Raw genomic sequence first — 14752 nt, 5'->3', positions numbered from 1 at the left:
TCACCGGGGCAGGCCGACCCCCGACTCCCGTGCGGAGGACTCGGGATCCTGATGCTCGCTCAGCGTGATGGTGATGTCGGGCGGGGTCTCGAGCGTGTTCTTGACGGTGCAGTGTGAGATCACCGCGTGCATGGCCGCGGCGCGGGACTGTGGCAGCTCGGGGACGTCGACGGAGATGCTCAACGAAGCGACGCGCGCCGGGCGTTCTGAGGCCATCGTGTAGTCGGCGCCGATGCGGAGACCATTCCGCGCGATGCCGTGGCGGTCGAGGAATCTCCCGGCGTAGTGCGCGACGCACGACGTCACAGCGGCCACGAAGAGTTCCACGGGCGTCGGCGCCGTGTCATGACCACCGTCCACGACAGGCTGGTCAACCGTCAGTACGTGGCCTCGCACCGTGACCGCATAGGCATCGCCGGAGATCGGAGTGACCTCCGCGTGTCCCGCCCGGCCCGGCTGCGAGGGCTCGACCGCCTCGGCCTGGAACAGCAGAAGTCCGGCGATCCGCCTGGCCTCCTCGGGGGTGAGCGAAGCCCAGACCTCACTCGTGTCATACGGCTGGCGCAACGTGTCGAGGACCACGCGTCCCATTTCGGCGGGCAATCCCTCGGGCATGAACCTGGAAACGCTGATCGTGCGGCCACACCTCGTATGCACGTGCTCCGCCTGCGTTACCGACTGTATCTCGGACACCGTCTCACCATCCGAATCTCGCGCTGTTGCCGGCCCTGCAGGAGACGGCGAAAGGATCCGCGGGTACCTCATGACCGCTGTGTGCAGGCGGCGTGTATGTCCGGTGGCTCTGAGCGTGGCAGCCGTGGCCGCAGGCGGACAGGGCCGAGCGGGACCGGTATGGGGACCATTGAGCCGAAGCGTCACATGCCGAGCTGCCCGCCGGGCGTCCGGTGTCCCCGCGGCGGCTCGACGTCCAACCCCAGGTTGTCGTACTCGTAGCCGAGCGTCTGGTACACGGCGACCACGCCGTCGACGGAGCGGCACAGGCGCTCGATCACCGGGATGTCGGCACGCTCCGCGACCCTGCCGGTCAGTGTTGCCACGCCGTCCCGCACCGTCGCGTGCACAGTGCCGGGAGCGAGCCCCAATGTCCGGTCCAGCACGTCCCGGTGGATCTCGTCGCTGATGGCTTCGTCGGGCCGCAGGAAAGGCCGCAGCAGGTCGCAGCGGCTGACGATGCCGACGATCCTCCCGGCAGCGTCCACGACGGGCAGCCGTTTGACGTGGTTGCGGTCCATCGTTCTTGCCGCCTCGACGAGGCTCCAGGCCGCCCGGGCTGTGATGGCGGGAAAGGTCATCATGGTCTGAGCCGTCTCGGTTTCGGCCTCGGCCGGAGTCCGGTCCAGCGGTACGAGTCTCAGCCGGGCAGGGCGTCCCTCTGGCGACGACAGGCCCGCCGCCTTGCGAAGCAGGTCCGCTTCTGAGACCACCCCGAGGGGATGGCCTTCCTCGTCGACGACCGGGACGGCTGCGATGTTGTTGTCATTGAGCAGTCCGGTGATCTCCTTGAAGGACGAGCCGGGGTGCGCCGTGACGACACTCTGTGTCATGACCTGGGAGACGGTGCGGTGCTGCATGCCCTTACTCCTGCTCAGATCCTGTGGACCGAGTGATGCGGGCTCGGCCTCCTCACCACTCTCCACTCTCCGCCGCAGTCTCGATCGAAGGGCGGAGCCGAACGGACTCGGAGACGGCCCTGCTGACCCGGCAACGCCGGGCAGTGGCACCCGCAGCGGTAGGCGCGTCGCGTGGATGGCAGGGCGGGCGCACACCAGCATCGTGAGCGAGGGCCGATCCGGTGTCTCCGTGGTCGACGCCTGCGTGCGGCTGACTCCTGCGGCGGCCGAACGACCCGTATCCGCGCAAGCTCCGCTGACTGACCCGACGGTACGGGCCCGGACCAGGGGTGCGCGTACGTGAACCGCGGGGACGGCCGCCGCTCCGCCTTGTCGGGCCGCAGCGCGGCGGTCAAGATCGAGGAGAGTACCGGAGTCCGGGGCGCCGAGGGGTGTGTCTTCCCCGTCGGCGATCCGGTGCGGGTCTTCCTCCTCGACGACAGTCGACGGAAGGGACCCCACCCGCTTCTCGCGGATCCTGATTGCGCGGTGCGCGGCCGCTGACCGCTTCCCCGCGTCTCCCACAGGGCCCCTTCCGACAACTCCAGGCAAACACCCGTCACGGTTGAACGCCAGGTCCCATCGGGCCCCTGCGCGGACCGAACGGCCCACGCACGGGGTGAATGGAGCACCTTCATGGGCCGTGCGCCACCCGTCCGGTCCCACCTGGAGGCGCCGTGGGCGTGCGCGGCCTCACGGTTCCTCGCCGGACGGCGGGGGAACGGTGATCACGGAACAGGAGGCCCGGTGGAGCAGACCGTGCGGGACGGAGCCGAGTCGCATGCCCGTGAAACCCTCCCGGCCACGGCGGCCGACGACCACCGCGAGGGAATTCTCGGCCGCCGCGGCCAGCGCGTCGACCGGGTGCCCTCGCAGGACGTTCTGGCTGAGCGGAACGTTCCGGTAGACGTCGGCGCGGCGGTCGACCACCTCGTGCAGGTGCCTCCGGCACGCCTCGAGTGCGGCTTCCTCGTCGCAGAGGCCCAGCAGCGGCCGCTGCCACACCCACACCGCACGCACTGAGGCACCGCGCGCGGCAGCGGCCTCCAGGGCGTGGTCCAGAGCGGCTTCGGCCGACGGGCTGCCGTCCAATCCGACCACCATGTACGGCGGCTCCTCGACAAGGTGCCCGGCCTCCGGCACCACAGCCACCGGACAGGCCGCGTGGGCACTCACGGGTACGGTCGTCGAGAGAGTGCTGAGAGCCTCGGCCAGCCGGCCCAGCCCGCGTGAGCCGAGGACGAGCAGGCGCGCGTGCGCGGATCGCCGTACCAGGACCTTGGCCGGGGTGCCGTCCGCGACGAAGGCCGTCACCTCGAGCTCCGGATGACGCTCATGGGCACGGACGGTTGCCTTGTCGAGCGCTTCGTCGCCGAGCCGGCGCAGGCCCTTGTGGTGTGCCGTCTCCTCGGCACCGCGCACGTGATGGGTCGCGGGCAGCACGGCGTGGACGAGTTGGAGAGGCGCTCCACGGCGGGCGGCTTCGTCCGCGGCCCAGTCCAGCGCCGCGTCGGCCGGCTGTACGGCGTCGACGCCGAACACGACCGGGAGTACTGCGCTGTTGGATGTCATGGCTCCTCCGTCCGTCCGCGTGCGTGTGCGGGAGGCCGTCGGCCGCGACCGCAGCCCCATGGCCGCACGGTACGCAAACGGAGGACAGGGCCGCGAGGACCGACCGGTCCACCGTTCGGAGCAGATCGTCCCGGGACCGAGGGCTCGGGGACCTTTGGGCCCCGGCGCGGACTGTTCGGCCCCTGCCCCCGTGAGCGGGGCGCTGTTGACTGGGCATGTCGTAACCGCGAGACCGAGGAGGCCTGGCCACGGCAGTACTCGCACGCGGGCTGCCGGGCTCACGTCCGTCGGGACCACTCACGCCCGGGCCGACCGGATCGTGCCCCTTGGGCCAGTTCGACGGGAGTCACGCAGATGAAGGAGATGAAGGACAGTAAAGTCGGAAGCCTGATGACCAGTGAGGTCATCTCGGCCGTGCCGACGACGTCGTTCAAGGAGCTGGCCAAGCGGCTTGCCGAACACGACATCACCGGTCTGCCGGTCCTCGACGAGGACGACCGGGTGGTCGGGGTCATCTCCGAGAGCGATCTCCTGGTGCACCAGGCCGCGGCCGCGGACGCCAGGTACGGACGGCTCATGCCCGGGCACAGCGCCGACACCGGGCCCGACGCCGACAAACGGGTGGCGATCACCGCCGGAGCGTTGATGTCCGCACCGGCGGTGACGGTGCATGCCGACGACACGGTCGCGGAAGCCGCCCGAACCATGCTGCGGCGCTCCGTCGAGCGGATGCCGGTGGTCGACGACGAGGACCGTCTGGTCGGCATCGTCACCCGGCGCGACCTTCTCCAGGTGTTCCTGCGCCCGGACAGCGAGATCCGCCTCCGGGTCATCGGGGAGGTGCTGGTGCACACGCTGGGCCTCGCGCCCGACGAGGTCGATGTTCATGTAGTCGACGGAACGGTCACGCTGGAGGGGCAGTTGGAGACCTTGGGCCAGATCAGCGTCCTGGTGAAGCTGGTCGGGCAGATGGACGGGGTGGTGTCGGTGACCGAGCGCCTCACCGCACGCACCGACGACTCTTCGCTCCCGCGTTCCCTCAGGACGACGCACGGCCTGTCCTCGTGATGCGACCGGAACCCGTCGGGCGGAGGCGGCCGTCGTCGCCAACGAGCAGTTCGCCGCGTCCTCCGGCCGTTGACCGTGCAGGCCACCGGGGGCGGCCATGGGCGCGAGCCGCGCTCCTGGACCCGTCGCATTGCGCACGGGTCTACGTGCGCTCGATGTCCAGCTCCAGGAAGTGGGCCGAGCACGAGATGCACGGGTCGTGGTTGCGGACGGCTCGCTCGCACAGCCGCGTGAGTTCGGCCTCGGAGCCCTCTCCGCGATCGAGCCCGGCCTGGACCATCCGGCGCAGATCCTCCTCGATGGCCCCTTGGTTCTGGGCGGTCGGCGGGACGATGCAGGCGTCGGTGACACGGCCTGCGTCGTCGAACGCGTAGCGGTGGTAGAGCAAGCCGCGTGGCGCCTCCGTGGCGCCGTGACCGACACCGGCCCGGGCGGGCACCTCCACGTACGGATGGGCAGGCCGCTCGTACTCCGCGATGATCCGCATGGCCTCCTCCACCGCGTACAGGACCTCCACGGCCCGGACGAGGATGCTGCGGTAGGGGTTTCTGCAGACTCCACCCCACCCTGGGCCCTCCGTGCCCGCGCGGGGCCGGGGGGCGCCCAGTCCTGCCTCGCGTGCCGCTTCCAGAGCCAGCGGGGACAGTAGGTGGCCGCTGACGGCGTAGCGGGCGAGGGAGCCGGTGAGATGTCTTCGGCCGTCCAGCCGGGCGTGGAGGGCGGTGGAGTGGGGCACCTGCTCCTCGGTGATGTGATCGGGGAAGTCACGCAAAGGAAAGCTGCGCGGCGGGAGCGTCTTCTCGTACGGGAGCACTGTGGGCACTCCGGACTCGATGGCGTACGTGTCCGTTTCGGCGAGGGCGAAGAGGTCGGCGTCGCACTCGGCGTCGGGGAAGTCGAAGCGAGCGACCCAGCGCACGGTGTCCCAGGCGTCGTCGAGGGCGATGCGCAACCGCTCTGCCAGGGGACGGAGTTCGGTGCGTGTCGGGGTGCGGTGGAAGCCGCCGAGGCGGACGTTTACGGGGTGGATCGCGCGTCCCCCGAGCAGTTCGACGATGGCGTTGCCGGTCTGTTTGAGGCGCAGCCCGCGCTCGACGTGCGCCAGGTGTGATCGAGACATGCCGATCACGTCGTCGTGGCCGAGGAAGTCCGGTGCGTGCAGCAAGTGGATGTGGAGTGTCTGGCTCTCGATCCACTCACCGCAGTACAGCAGGCGGCGCAGGGCGGCGAGTTGTCCGTCGACGACGGCGCCGCACGCGTCCTCCACGGCGCGGCAGGCGCTCAGCTGGTAGGCGACCGGGCAGATCCCGCAGATGCGGGAGGTGAGGTCCGGGGGCTCGGTGTGGGCCCGGCCCCGGAGGAAGGCTTCGAAGAACCTCGGCGGTTCGTAGATGCTGAGCCGGGCCTCGGTGACAGTACCGTCGTCGATCCGCAGCCGCAGCGCGGTCTCGCCCTCGACACGAGTGAGTGCGGGGATGCGCAGGACCTGCGACCCGGTCGCGGGCTGGCTCATCGAGGTCCTTCCTTCTGAATCGTGCCGGGCTCCTGCTCCTCAACGGCCGTGAAGGCGGTCACGTTGAAGGTGCGCAGGAATCTGCCGATGTCCTCGTCGCTCATCCCGTCGCGGTGCATGAGCGGGACGAGCGCGGGGAGATTCGTGGTTCCGGCTGGTCCGAAGCAGCCGTAGCAGCCGCGGCCGTAGGTCGGGCAGAGCGCTCCGCAGCCGGCGTGGGTGACAGGGCCGAGGCAGGGAGTGCCGTGGGCCACGGTGACGCAGACGTTGCCGCGCCGCTTGCAGGCGAAGCAGACGGCGTGATCGGGGATGCCGGGCTTCCGCCCGGCGAGGAAGGCGGTGATGACCTCCACGAGCTGACCGCGGTCGATGGGACAGCCGCGCAGCTCGAAGTCCACGGGTACATGGGCGGAGATCGGTGTGGAGGTAGCGAGGGTTTCGATGTAGTCGGGGCGGGCGTAGACCGCTGCCAGGTACTCCGCGACGTCGGCGTGGTTGCGCAGCGCCTGGACGCCGCCGGCGGTGGCGCAGGCACCGATGGTGACGAGATGGCGGGAGTCGGCGCGGATGCGCCGGATGCGGTCCACGTGCTCGGGGGTGCTGACCGAGCCCTCGACGAGCGACAGGTCGTACGGGCCAGGGGCGGGTGCGCTCGACCCCTCCAGGAAGTAGGCGATCTCCAGCTCGGTGGCGATGCCGAGCAGTTCGTCCTCGCAGTCGAGGAGGGTGAGCTGGCAGCCGTCGCACGAGGCGAACTTGAACACACCGAGCCGGGGGCGGGCAGGTGGTGCGGTGTCGGTGCTCATGTCACAGCTCCCGTACGGTGAGCAGGGGCCCGGCGTGGTCGTAGCCGACGACGGGGCCGTCGCGGCAGAGCAGCAGAGGCCCGAGCTGGCAGTGTCCGCAATGGCCGATGCCACAGCGCATGTTGCGTTCGAGCGCGACCCGGATGCGGTCGGGGCGCACCCCCCGATGGACCAGCGCGCGTGCGGTCGCGCGGATCATGACTTCGGGCCCGCAGACGAATGCGGTCGTGTCCGCCGGCGTGAACACGGCTTGACCGAGCAGCGTGGTGACGACTCCGACCCGGCCGGTCCAGCCATTGGAGGGCCGGTCGACCGTGACGGCGGCGAACGGCTGTGCCCAGGTGGGGAACTCGTCCTGGTACAGCAGATCGTCGGGGGTCCTGGCTCCGGCGAGGATGTTCAGCCGTCCGTAGGCGTGCGGCTCGGCCAGGACGGTGTCGATCAGGGGACGCAGCGGGGCGAGTCCGATGCCCCCGGCGATGGCGAGCACGTCGTGGTCGCGGGCGGCTGCCGCGCCCCAGTCCGTGCCGAAGGGGCCGCGCACACCGACCCACGCGCCGGACCGCAGACCGCACAGTGCGCGGGAGACGGCCCCGACGGCACGGATCGTGTGCGTGAGCCGCTGCCCGTCGGCAGTCCGGGACACGGACACCGGGATCTCGCCGACGCCGAACGCGTACACCATCGCGAACTGGCCCGGTGCGAAGGGATCCAGGGACTCCCCGGCCGGCTCCAGTACGAGCGTGACCGTGTCGTGTGTCTCGTCGCGGCGGTCGACCACGCGGTAGGGGAGTGGGGTGAGGGTCATGGCGCCGGCCCGTTCCCCTGGGATCCCTGACGTCCGTAAAGGTCGAGCAGCCGGGTTCGGGTGGCCCTGAGCCGGTCTCCGATGGTCCCGGCGACGACGGTGACCAGCGCCAGGCCCAGCGCCGGGTGTTCGGCGCACAGGGCACGCACCGCGGCGGCGTCGAACTCCCAGGCACGGACGGGGTCCCGGGTCGCGGCCCCGAGGTGCCACTCCCGGGGCGGACACAGCCATGACCAGCCGAGGAGGTCGCCCGCGCCGATGGTCTCGACGACGGCGCGCCCACGGCCGGGCATCTGCACGTCGAGCGCGACCGTGCCCGACCGGATGATCCAGAAGCGGTCGGCGTTCTCGCCCTCCTCGAAGATGCGCCTTGAACCGGTGAAGGCGGTGTCGCGGGCGAGGGCCATCAGCCGACCGCGGTGCTCCGTGGGCAGAGCGGTGAGGATCCCCTCGCCGGAAGGCTCACCCGGCTGTTGATTCACGGCGCGCTCTCCGTCTGTGTGGCCTCCTGGTGCAGGGCGTGGGCCTCCTCGGTGAGGTCGATGCCGGTGGGACACCAGACGATGCAGCGGCCGCAGCCTACGCAGCCCGAGCTGTCGAACTGGTCGTGCCACGTGCTCAGTTTGTGGGTGAGCCACTGGCGGTAGCGGCTGCGCGGGGTGGCCCGGACCGGGCCGCCGTGGAGGAGCGAGAAGTCCAGGTCGTAGCAGGAGTCCCAGCGGCGCCAGCGCTCGGCGTGATCGCCGGTCAGGTCGGTCACGTCCTCTGTGGTGGTGCAGAAGCAGGTGGGGCAGACCATGGTGCAGTTGCCGCAGCTCAGGCACCGGGCCGTGACGTCGTCCCAGCGCTCCGCCTCCAGGTTGTCCCGCATCAGCGTGCGCAGGTCGACCGGCGGCATGGACCGGCCCATGCGTTCGGCGGCGGCGCTCACGGCCTCGGTGGCGGCGGTGCGGGTGGGGTCGTCCGCGCCGCGGTGCGGGAGTTCCGCGAGTACCGCGGCTCCCGCCTCGCTCCCGCTCCGGCAGAAGAAGCGGTGGCCGGCGTCGTCCACGAGCTCGGTGAGGGCGAGGTCGTACCCGGCGTCCACGGCCGGCCCCGTACCCATCGAGACGCAGAAGCAGGTGGCACCCGGCTCGGTGCACTCGACCGCGATCAGGAAGGCCCCCGCTCTCCGGGAGAGGTAGGCGGGATCCTGGTAGCGGCCGCCGGACATGACACGGTCCAGGATCTGGATGGCCCGCAGATCGCAGGGCCTCACGCCGAGGAACGCGTAAGAGACGCTCTGCTGCTTCTCCTCGTGCACCGCGATCTCTCCGCCGGGGCGGCGGTCCGTGGTCCACTGGCGGACGCGATCGGGATGCAGGAACGACTTCCACGACTGCGGCCCGGCGCTGTGCGCGAAAGCGGCACCGTCCTCGCGTCGGCGGACCCGGTATTGCCCCGCCTCCAGTTCGACGCCCCACCCGTAGGGAAGCTCGTCGGCGGATTCCAACTCGTCGAGGACGATCGCGCCGTCACGCGCGGTGGGGCCGATCACCGTACGGCCGCGCCGCTTCAGGACACGCACGAGCGCGTCCAGACCGTCGCGGTCGAGTACCGCGTCGGCCTGGTTGCCGAGCACTGCTCCGGCATCTGAAGTGTCGGCCATGGTCTGCCTCTCGATCTCCGTGAGTCAATGACAGGCTGACAGACTGTCAGATCGGGTGCTTCCGGGAATCGAGGCCGGTTCGGCGTGTTGGCTCGCTGTTCTGCCGGAGCTCTTCCTCGACGAGCTGGGCGAGGCGTGGCAGCGCGGCCGTGATTGCAGGAGTGAGGCCCGTGCCCAGGGAACGGTCCGCTCCCTCGACCGCGAACACGACGAGGCGGCCGGGGGCGCGCCCGAGGCTGTTGGCGAGGTGCAGTGCCTCGGTGAGGCCGAGTCCGTGTGTGCTGTGCCTCCCTGCGACGGCCGAATGCAGTGCACCGCCCTGGTCCGCGCACCACCGGTGCGTCCGCCCCGGCTGTGCCGACGGGGGAAAGCAGGCGTCCACGACCACTGCGAGGATCCTGCGTTCCCAGAGGGCGATCAGCCGGCCGGGGTCTCCGTCGCACCGCGCGAGCACCGTGCCGGGGGGCAGCGGCCGCTGTACGGCGCGATTCTCCAGTAGCGCGACGAGGGCCCATCCGGCCCCGTCGTCCCGCCGGAACTCGTTCCCCATCCCGATGACCACGGTGCCGGCGAGCGGCTCCATCGATCCCGCTTCCTTTCCCGGATCCGGATGTCTGAGGGGGACAGCTTGTCGCGTCAACGGGTGCGGTACGAGTTCCACCGGGAACACGGCGTGGTGCGGCACGGTGTGAAGGAGCCGAAGAGCCCATCGGGACGGGACCGAAGAGCCCTGGTCCGAAGCTGCCGGTCACGTCAGCATGGGTGGTGGCTGTGACTGCCTCCGCGCTGGGCCCATCGCTCGGGAAGAGGGGATGACCATGTACTGGAACGGCTGTGGCTGGGCTTGGATGGCCTTCATGCCCCTGTTGTGGATCGTGCTGACCGGCCTCGCGGTCTGGGCGGTCGTCCGCCTCACGCACCACCGGTCGGACGACGACGGCTCGCGCAAGGCCGAGACGGCCCGCCGGGAGACGCCGGGGGAGATCCTCGACCGCCGCTTCGCCTCCGGCGAGATCGACGCGAACGCCTACGACGAAGCGCGTCGGCGACTGTCCGCCCACCCGGCGCGGCCCGGATGACCTGGCCGGCGGCGGGACTGCGTCAGGCCCGGTGGTCGGTTCCCGTCGCACCACCGGAGGACCCGAGCCAGGCCCGGTAGGCGGCGACGGCCGTCGGCAGGGTCGGGTAGATGCGGTCGACACCGACCGACGCGGTCAGTCCGTATGAGTCGAGTTGGGTCCGCAGGTCATGCTTGACGCGTGCCAGGGCGAAGACGACGCCGCGTCGTTCCAGCTCTCGACGCAGGGCATCCACTGCGTCGAGAGCGGTGATGTCGACCTCGACATTCGCTTCGGTGTTGAGGACGAACCACCTGACCTCGTCGCCTTGTTCGTCGACCGCGGCACGGGCGCGTCGGCGGAAGTTGTCGGCGTTGGCGAAGAACAGCGGTGAGTCGTAGCGGTAGACCATCAGTCCCGGAATGGTGTGGGCCTGCGGATAGTCGTCCACGTCGTGCATGCCGGCGAGTCCGGGCACGATCCCCTGGACGGCGTCGTGCGGGCGGGCCACGCGCACGAGGAGTTCCGCGACGGACAGCGCGACGGCGACCAGGACCCCGTACAGCAGGCCGAGGACCAGCGTTCCCGCGGTACAGCCGAGAGCGAGCAGCAGCTCGCGTCGGCGGAATGCGGCGAGGCGTCGGAACTCGGAGATGTCCACGAGTCGGATCGCCGCGTACACGACGATGGCTCCCAGGACCGCGTCCGGGGTGTGCGCCAGCAGCGGACCGGCCAGGAGCAGCACCAGCACCACACCGGCGGCGGCGACGAGCGAGTATCCCTGTGTGCGTGCGCCGGCCGAACGGGCGATGGCGGTACGGCTCGCACTGCTGCTGACCGGGAAGCCGTGCACGAGCCCGGCTCCCAGGTTGGAGCACCCCATGGCCAGCAGTTCGCGGTTGGCGTCGAGGCGCCGCGGATCCCGGTCCTCCGCGAAGGCCCGGGCCGTCAGGACCATGTCGGAGTAGCCGACGAGCAGCACGCCTGCGGCCGGCAGGAACAGGTGCTGGAGGTCGGCGGCGCTCGGCAGCGCTGGGCCGGGAAGCCCCGTGGGCACTCCACCGATCACCGCGATGCCGTAGGTACCGTCGAGGTCGAAGACGCTGACGGCGGCTGTGGCCAGCACCAGTGCGACGAGCGGTGCGGGCAGGGCGTCCCACACGCGCGGCAGGACGAGCAGGACGGCGAGGAAGGCCGTTCCGAGAACGGCCGTCGGCCATCGGATCTCCTGGATGTGCCCGACGAACGAGGCGACTTGCGGGAGGAAGGTGGATCCGCTCGTCTTCACGCCGGTGAGCCGGGTCAGCTGGTCCACGATCATGATGAGGGCGACGCCGGCCATGTATCCGATCAGTACGGGCCGCGAGAGCAGGTCGGCGACGAAACCGAGCCGAAGGGCCCAGGCCGCCGTGCACAGCAGCCCCACGACCACCGCGAGCGCGGCGGCGAGCACGGCGTACCGGGCCGGGTCAGCGGCGGCCAGCGGACCGACGGCCGCGGCGGTCATGAGCGCCGTGGTCGACTCGGGCCCGACGGACAGCAGCCTGGACGTGCCCAACCCGATGTAGAGCACCATGGCGGGCAGCGCTGCCCACAGCCCGGCTACGGGCGGCAGCCCGGCGATGCCCGCGTAGGCCATCACCTGCGGTACCAGGTAAGCGACGACCGTGACCCCCGCCACGAAGTCGCCGCGCAGCCAGTCGCGCCGGTAGCCCTCGAAGACGTGAGGCACCGGAACCGGCCATCGGCGAGCTGGCATGACGCTCCTCGGGAAATGGGACTCACGCCTTCACCTACCACGAGCACGTCACGGTGGTCCGCAAGCGCGTCGGTCCGCGTTACGGAGCCACGGGCAGTTGCCGCGGCCGTTTTCAGGGCGACGGCTCCCGTACTGCCCCGGAAGTTTTGGTGGTCGCTGGAGCCAGACCTCGGTCGGCCACAAGGGGCCGATGGCCCGTGCTGGGGTGAGGGCTGCCGCCCACCTGGTCGACCGCGGCCCGACCCCGCTGGTCCTGGAAGCCGGCCCGGTCGCCGCAGCGGCGGTACGCGAGTGGGCGCACTGCGGCTGTTGTCCACCTGGGGCGAGGTCACCGACCCGACCGCCGAGAAGCTGCTCGCCCTCACCGGCTGGGCGAAGCCGGACCCGGCCACCTACCCCTCGGGCCGGGACTGGGCGGAGCAGTACCTCCAGCCGCTCGCCGACGTCCTCGGCGAGCATGTGCGTTCGGCGCCACCGTCACTGGTGTCTCCCGCGCGGGGCGGGACCGGATCGTGGACGCTGACCGAGAGAAGCAGCCCTTCGTCGTCCACGTCGCCCACGCGGGCGGCCGCCAGGAGCGGCTGTTCGCCCGCGCGGTGATCGAGGTTTCCGGCACCTGGGCCACTCCCAGTCCGGCCGGCGGCAGCGGCCTTCCGCCCCTCGGAGAGAAGGCCGCGTCCGATCGGATCACGTACCGCGTGCCGGACCTGAAAGATCCGGTCGCGCGGGCCCGGTACGCGGGCAAGCGCACCGCGGTCATCGGCTCTGGCGCCTCCGCCTTCACCGCGCTCGCGCAGCTCGCCGACCTCGCGACGTCCGACGACGGCACCAACACAAAGGCCGTGTGGATCCTGCGCCGCGGCATCTGCGGCTCCACCTTCGGCGGCGGAACCGCCGACCAGCTCCCCGCCCGTGGCGCTCTCGGCCTCGCTGCCAAGGCCGCCGTCGACAACGGCCACGCCGACGCGGTCACAGGTCGGCGCCCGCCACCCGCGGGCCGTGCTGCTCGCAGCGCCACTGCCGGTGGTCGGGGACGCGCAGGTGACCGAGCTGATCGCCAAACTCCACCCCGCACCGGTGCTCGTGGGCGCCGGTCCCGACGGGGTTGCCGAAGCCACGGCGGCCGTGGCGGCGGGCGCCGTGGCTTTCGTGGCCCGCCCCTACCGGGCGGAGGAGATACTGCCGTTGCTGACAGCGGGCCGGGCCACGGGTGATGGCTCGGCAGACCCGCTCGTCGTCGGTGACATCGAGCTTGATCCGGCTGGCTTTCACGTCTACGTACGAGGCCGCTCGCTTCAGTTGCCGGTACGTGAATTCATGCTGCTGCGCTACCTCATGGAGCGTGCCGGCCGCGTCGTGAGCCGCGAGGAGCTCATCCTTGCCCTGTGGGGCGCGGAAAGGCTGGGCAGCAACACCCTCACCGTTCATATCCGGCGGATTCGCAGCAGGCTCAGCGAAGGGGCGAGCAGTTGCTGCACGATCGACGCGATCCGTGGCATGGGCTATCGCCTGGAGTGTGACCCTAAGCCGTTCCAGAGCCAGTCGGCCGATCCGGCCTCTGCCGTGTGACGACGTGTGGCGCCTGGCGGTTCAGGGCCCGAAGCGTCAGAGGCAGGGCGACCGCTGCGGGCAGGAACCAGAATGTCAGCGGCGGCAGTCGGTCCCAGATAGGCAGCCGGGGGCCGTTGTCGACGTAGAACGCGGTCAGCATGGCGGTGTACGAGAGCGCCATGGCGGTGATGTGGCGCGCCCGCCAGCCCTGTTGGTGCAGGCGCCGGGCTCGCCATCCGTATCCGGCCGCGGCCAGCGCGACAGCCCCGGCGATCAACAGATAGGCCGTGTGCGGCTTGGCTATTGCCAGAGCGGTGGCTGTAGCAGTCAGCACGGCCAGCGCGCCGAGGTAGACGTGGCCGTTACGGGGGTGGCGGCCACGGCGCTTGGGTGCAAGCATCGCCGCCGCGCCCGAGATGACCGCGGTCAGACCGGCAGCGATGTGAATGACGACGACGATATGCAGTAGCACCGCACGCACCTCCGGCCATAGGGGTCGAGCAAGGCGGAACTACGGCTAACGACCAATCCCCGAATCACCGGCTACCGACCGGGCTTCGGTCAACTCCCGGACCAGATCGGCGATCCGCGTGTCCAGAGTGTCGCGTACGGCGCGGGCGGTTTCCAGGTCCAGGCCGGAGAGATCCGGGAGGTCCCAGTTCACATAGCGGCGGCCGGGCAGCACGGGGCAGGCATCCCCGCAGCCCAAAGTGATCACCACGTCGGCGGCGGCCACCACTTCGGGCGTGATGGGCTTGGGGAACTCGCCGCCCACGTCGAGCCCCAGATCGGCGAGCAGTGCCCGTACGACGGGCGAGATGTCGAGTCCCGGTTCGGACCCGGCCGATCGCACCACGACCGATCCTCCGGCCCGCCGGTGCATGAGCGCGGCGGCGAGCTGGGAGCGGCCGGCGTTCTCCGTGCAGACGAAGAGCACTTCCGGGACGGGCTTCGGACTCAGCCCGGACGCCGTGGCGAGGGCGCCGAGGCGCTGGTCGGCGAAGCGTTCGATGAGTACGGGAAGGTGGGTGCCCAGCCGTGCTCGGCATCTCAGGAGCAGTGCGCAGTCGTCGACGTACGACTCGACCGTTTCCTGCGAGAAGACGTGCCCGAACCGCGTGCGCAGCCGCCGGGTGATCCGCTCGACCACCGCGTCGATGTCGCGCAGCTGGGGCGTCGCCGGACCCAGCGCGTTCCGCTCGTCCATGAGCCGCCCCTTCCCAAGCAGGGAATAGCCCTGCGCTCACCTCGGATAATAGGTGGATATCTATTTTCTGGCCAGGCTGGAAGAAAGGTGAACCCTTGGTAAACAACTGCTCGGATGGGCCTTCGAGCACC

The 14752-nt window shown here is 70.6% G+C and carries 15 protein-coding genes and 1 pseudogene; 4 read left to right on the top strand and 12 right to left on the bottom strand.

Translation table 11 applies throughout. The features are described from left to right. The 3 genes from OG766_RS03355 to OG766_RS03345 form a co-directional block, all read right to left on the bottom strand. Complete coding sequence (locus OG766_RS03355) at window positions 1-693, bottom strand: OsmC family protein (RefSeq protein ID WP_266376490.1); 693 nt, start codon at window positions 691-693, stop codon at window positions 1-3. 182 nt (window positions 694-875) lie between these two features. Further along, on the bottom strand, window positions 876-1592 hold the full coding sequence (locus OG766_RS03350) for a CBS domain-containing protein (RefSeq protein ID WP_266376492.1): 717 nt from the start codon (window positions 1590-1592) through the stop codon (window positions 876-878). Between the two features lie 732 nt (window positions 1593-2324). Further along, entirely contained in the window at window positions 2325-3203 is an 879-nt protein-coding gene (locus OG766_RS03345) for a universal stress protein (protein WP_328724522.1), read from the bottom strand. Window positions 3204-3566: 363 nt separating this feature from the next. Here OG766_RS03345 and OG766_RS03340 point away from each other — a divergent pair, with 363 nt between their 5' ends. Then, window positions 3567-4271, top strand: a complete 705-nt coding sequence (locus tag OG766_RS03340; protein ID WP_266378308.1) for a CBS domain-containing protein — start codon at window positions 3567-3569, stop codon at window positions 4269-4271. 142 nt (window positions 4272-4413) lie between these two features. On the opposite strand, the gene OG766_RS03335 is transcribed toward OG766_RS03340, so the two are convergent. The 6 genes from OG766_RS03335 to OG766_RS03310 are packed head-to-tail and all read right to left on the bottom strand — an operon-like array spanning window position 4414 to window position 9629. Beyond that, the gene (locus OG766_RS03335; protein ID WP_328724521.1) at window positions 4414-5784 is read right to left on the bottom strand and encodes a Ni/Fe hydrogenase subunit alpha; all 1371 of its coding nucleotides are present in this window, start codon (window positions 5782-5784) and stop codon (window positions 4414-4416) included. Next, window positions 5781-6590: an oxidoreductase gene (locus OG766_RS03330; protein ID WP_328724520.1), complete on the bottom strand. Its 810-nt coding sequence runs from the start codon at window positions 6588-6590 to the stop codon at window positions 5781-5783. Before OG766_RS03330 ends, OG766_RS03335 begins: the two co-directional genes overlap by 4 nt. A 1-nt stretch (window position 6591) precedes the next feature. Further along, entirely contained in the window at window positions 6592-7398 is an 807-nt protein-coding gene (locus tag OG766_RS03325; protein WP_266376501.1) for an FAD/NAD(P)-binding protein, read from the bottom strand. Then, on the bottom strand, window positions 7395-7880 hold the full coding sequence (locus OG766_RS03320) for a cyclic nucleotide-binding domain-containing protein (protein ID WP_328724519.1): 486 nt from the start codon (window positions 7878-7880) through the stop codon (window positions 7395-7397). The genes OG766_RS03325 and OG766_RS03320 overlap by 4 nt, the downstream gene beginning before the upstream one ends. Continuing rightward, window positions 7877-9046: a 4Fe-4S dicluster domain-containing protein gene (locus OG766_RS03315; RefSeq protein ID WP_266376505.1), complete on the bottom strand. Its 1170-nt coding sequence runs from the start codon at window positions 9044-9046 to the stop codon at window positions 7877-7879. The genes OG766_RS03320 and OG766_RS03315 overlap by 4 nt, the downstream gene beginning before the upstream one ends. A 46-nt stretch (window positions 9047-9092) precedes the next feature. Next, window positions 9093-9629 (bottom strand): hydrogenase maturation protease, encoded by a 537-nt coding sequence (locus tag OG766_RS03310; protein WP_266376507.1) that lies wholly within the window; start codon window positions 9627-9629, stop codon window positions 9093-9095. A 229-nt stretch (window positions 9630-9858) separates the two neighbouring features. Between OG766_RS03310 and OG766_RS03305 the strand changes: the two genes are divergently transcribed. Beyond that, window positions 9859-10125, top strand: a complete 267-nt coding sequence (locus OG766_RS03305) for an SHOCT domain-containing protein (protein WP_266376509.1) — start codon at window positions 9859-9861, stop codon at window positions 10123-10125. A gap of 22 nt (window positions 10126-10147) precedes the next feature. Here the strand turns inward: OG766_RS03305 and OG766_RS03300 are convergent, their stop codons facing one another. Continuing rightward, window positions 10148-11863: a SulP family inorganic anion transporter gene (locus OG766_RS03300; RefSeq protein ID WP_266376511.1), complete on the bottom strand. Its 1716-nt coding sequence runs from the start codon at window positions 11861-11863 to the stop codon at window positions 10148-10150. 190 nt (window positions 11864-12053) lie between these two features. Between OG766_RS03300 and OG766_RS03295 the strand changes: the two are divergent. Continuing rightward, window positions 12054-12918, top strand: a pseudogene (locus OG766_RS03295) (flavoprotein); the annotation flags it as partial. Next, window positions 12863-13432, top strand: a complete 570-nt coding sequence (locus tag OG766_RS03290; protein WP_443045440.1) for a winged helix-turn-helix domain-containing protein — start codon at window positions 12863-12865, stop codon at window positions 13430-13432. The pseudogene OG766_RS03295 and the gene OG766_RS03290, both read left to right, overlap by 56 nt. On the opposite strand, the gene OG766_RS03285 is transcribed toward OG766_RS03290, so the two are convergent. Then, entirely contained in the window at window positions 13386-13886 is a 501-nt protein-coding gene (locus OG766_RS03285) for a hypothetical protein (protein WP_328724517.1), read from the bottom strand. The genes OG766_RS03290 and OG766_RS03285 overlap by 47 nt on opposite strands. A 45-nt stretch (window positions 13887-13931) precedes the next feature. Continuing rightward, window positions 13932-14621 carry an arsenate-mycothiol transferase ArsC gene (locus OG766_RS03280; protein WP_328724516.1) on the bottom strand — a complete coding sequence of 230 codons (690 nt, stop codon included), beginning with the start codon at window positions 14619-14621 and terminating at the stop codon, window positions 13932-13934. Window positions 14622-14752 lie beyond the last annotated feature (131 nt).

The sequence above is a fragment of the Streptomyces sp. NBC_00259 genome (assembly GCF_036181745.1).
In the GTDB taxonomy this organism is placed as follows: domain Bacteria; phylum Actinomycetota; class Actinomycetes; order Streptomycetales; family Streptomycetaceae; genus Streptomyces; species Streptomyces pratisoli.
Note: the sequence above shows the minus strand (reverse complement) of the source record. Positions and strands in the feature narration are given on the sequence as shown.

Bases quoted from the DNA above. Each gene is read 5' to 3' on its own strand.
- OG766_RS03350 (WP_266376492.1), bottom strand. From the start codon at position 1,592: ATGCAGCACCGCACCGTCTCCCAGGTCATGACACAGAGTGTCGTCACG.
- OG766_RS03345 (WP_328724522.1), bottom strand. From the start codon at position 3,203: ATGACATCCAACAGCGCAGTACTCCCGGTCGTGTTCGGCGTCGACGCC.
- OG766_RS03340 (WP_266378308.1), top strand. From the start codon at position 3,567: ATGAAGGACAGTAAAGTCGGAAGCCTGATGACCAGTGAGGTCATCTCG.
- OG766_RS03335 (WP_328724521.1), bottom strand. From the start codon at position 5,784: ATGAGCCAGCCCGCGACCGGGTCGCAGGTCCTGCGCATCCCCGCACTC.
- OG766_RS03330 (WP_328724520.1), bottom strand. From the start codon at position 6,590: ATGAGCACCGACACCGCACCACCTGCCCGCCCCCGGCTCGGTGTGTTC.
- OG766_RS03325 (WP_266376501.1), bottom strand. From the start codon at position 7,398: ATGACCCTCACCCCACTCCCCTACCGCGTGGTCGACCGCCGCGACGAG.
- OG766_RS03315 (WP_266376505.1), bottom strand. From the start codon at position 9,046: ATGGCCGACACTTCAGATGCCGGAGCAGTGCTCGGCAACCAGGCCGAC.
- OG766_RS03310 (WP_266376507.1), bottom strand. From the start codon at position 9,629: ATGGAGCCGCTCGCCGGCACCGTGGTCATCGGGATGGGGAACGAGTTC.
- OG766_RS03305 (WP_266376509.1), top strand. From the start codon at position 9,859: ATGACCATGTACTGGAACGGCTGTGGCTGGGCTTGGATGGCCTTCATG.
- OG766_RS03300 (WP_266376511.1), bottom strand. From the start codon at position 11,863: ATGCCAGCTCGCCGATGGCCGGTTCCGGTGCCTCACGTCTTCGAGGGC.
- OG766_RS03280 (WP_328724516.1), bottom strand. From the start codon at position 14,621: ATGGACGAGCGGAACGCGCTGGGTCCGGCGACGCCCCAGCTGCGCGAC.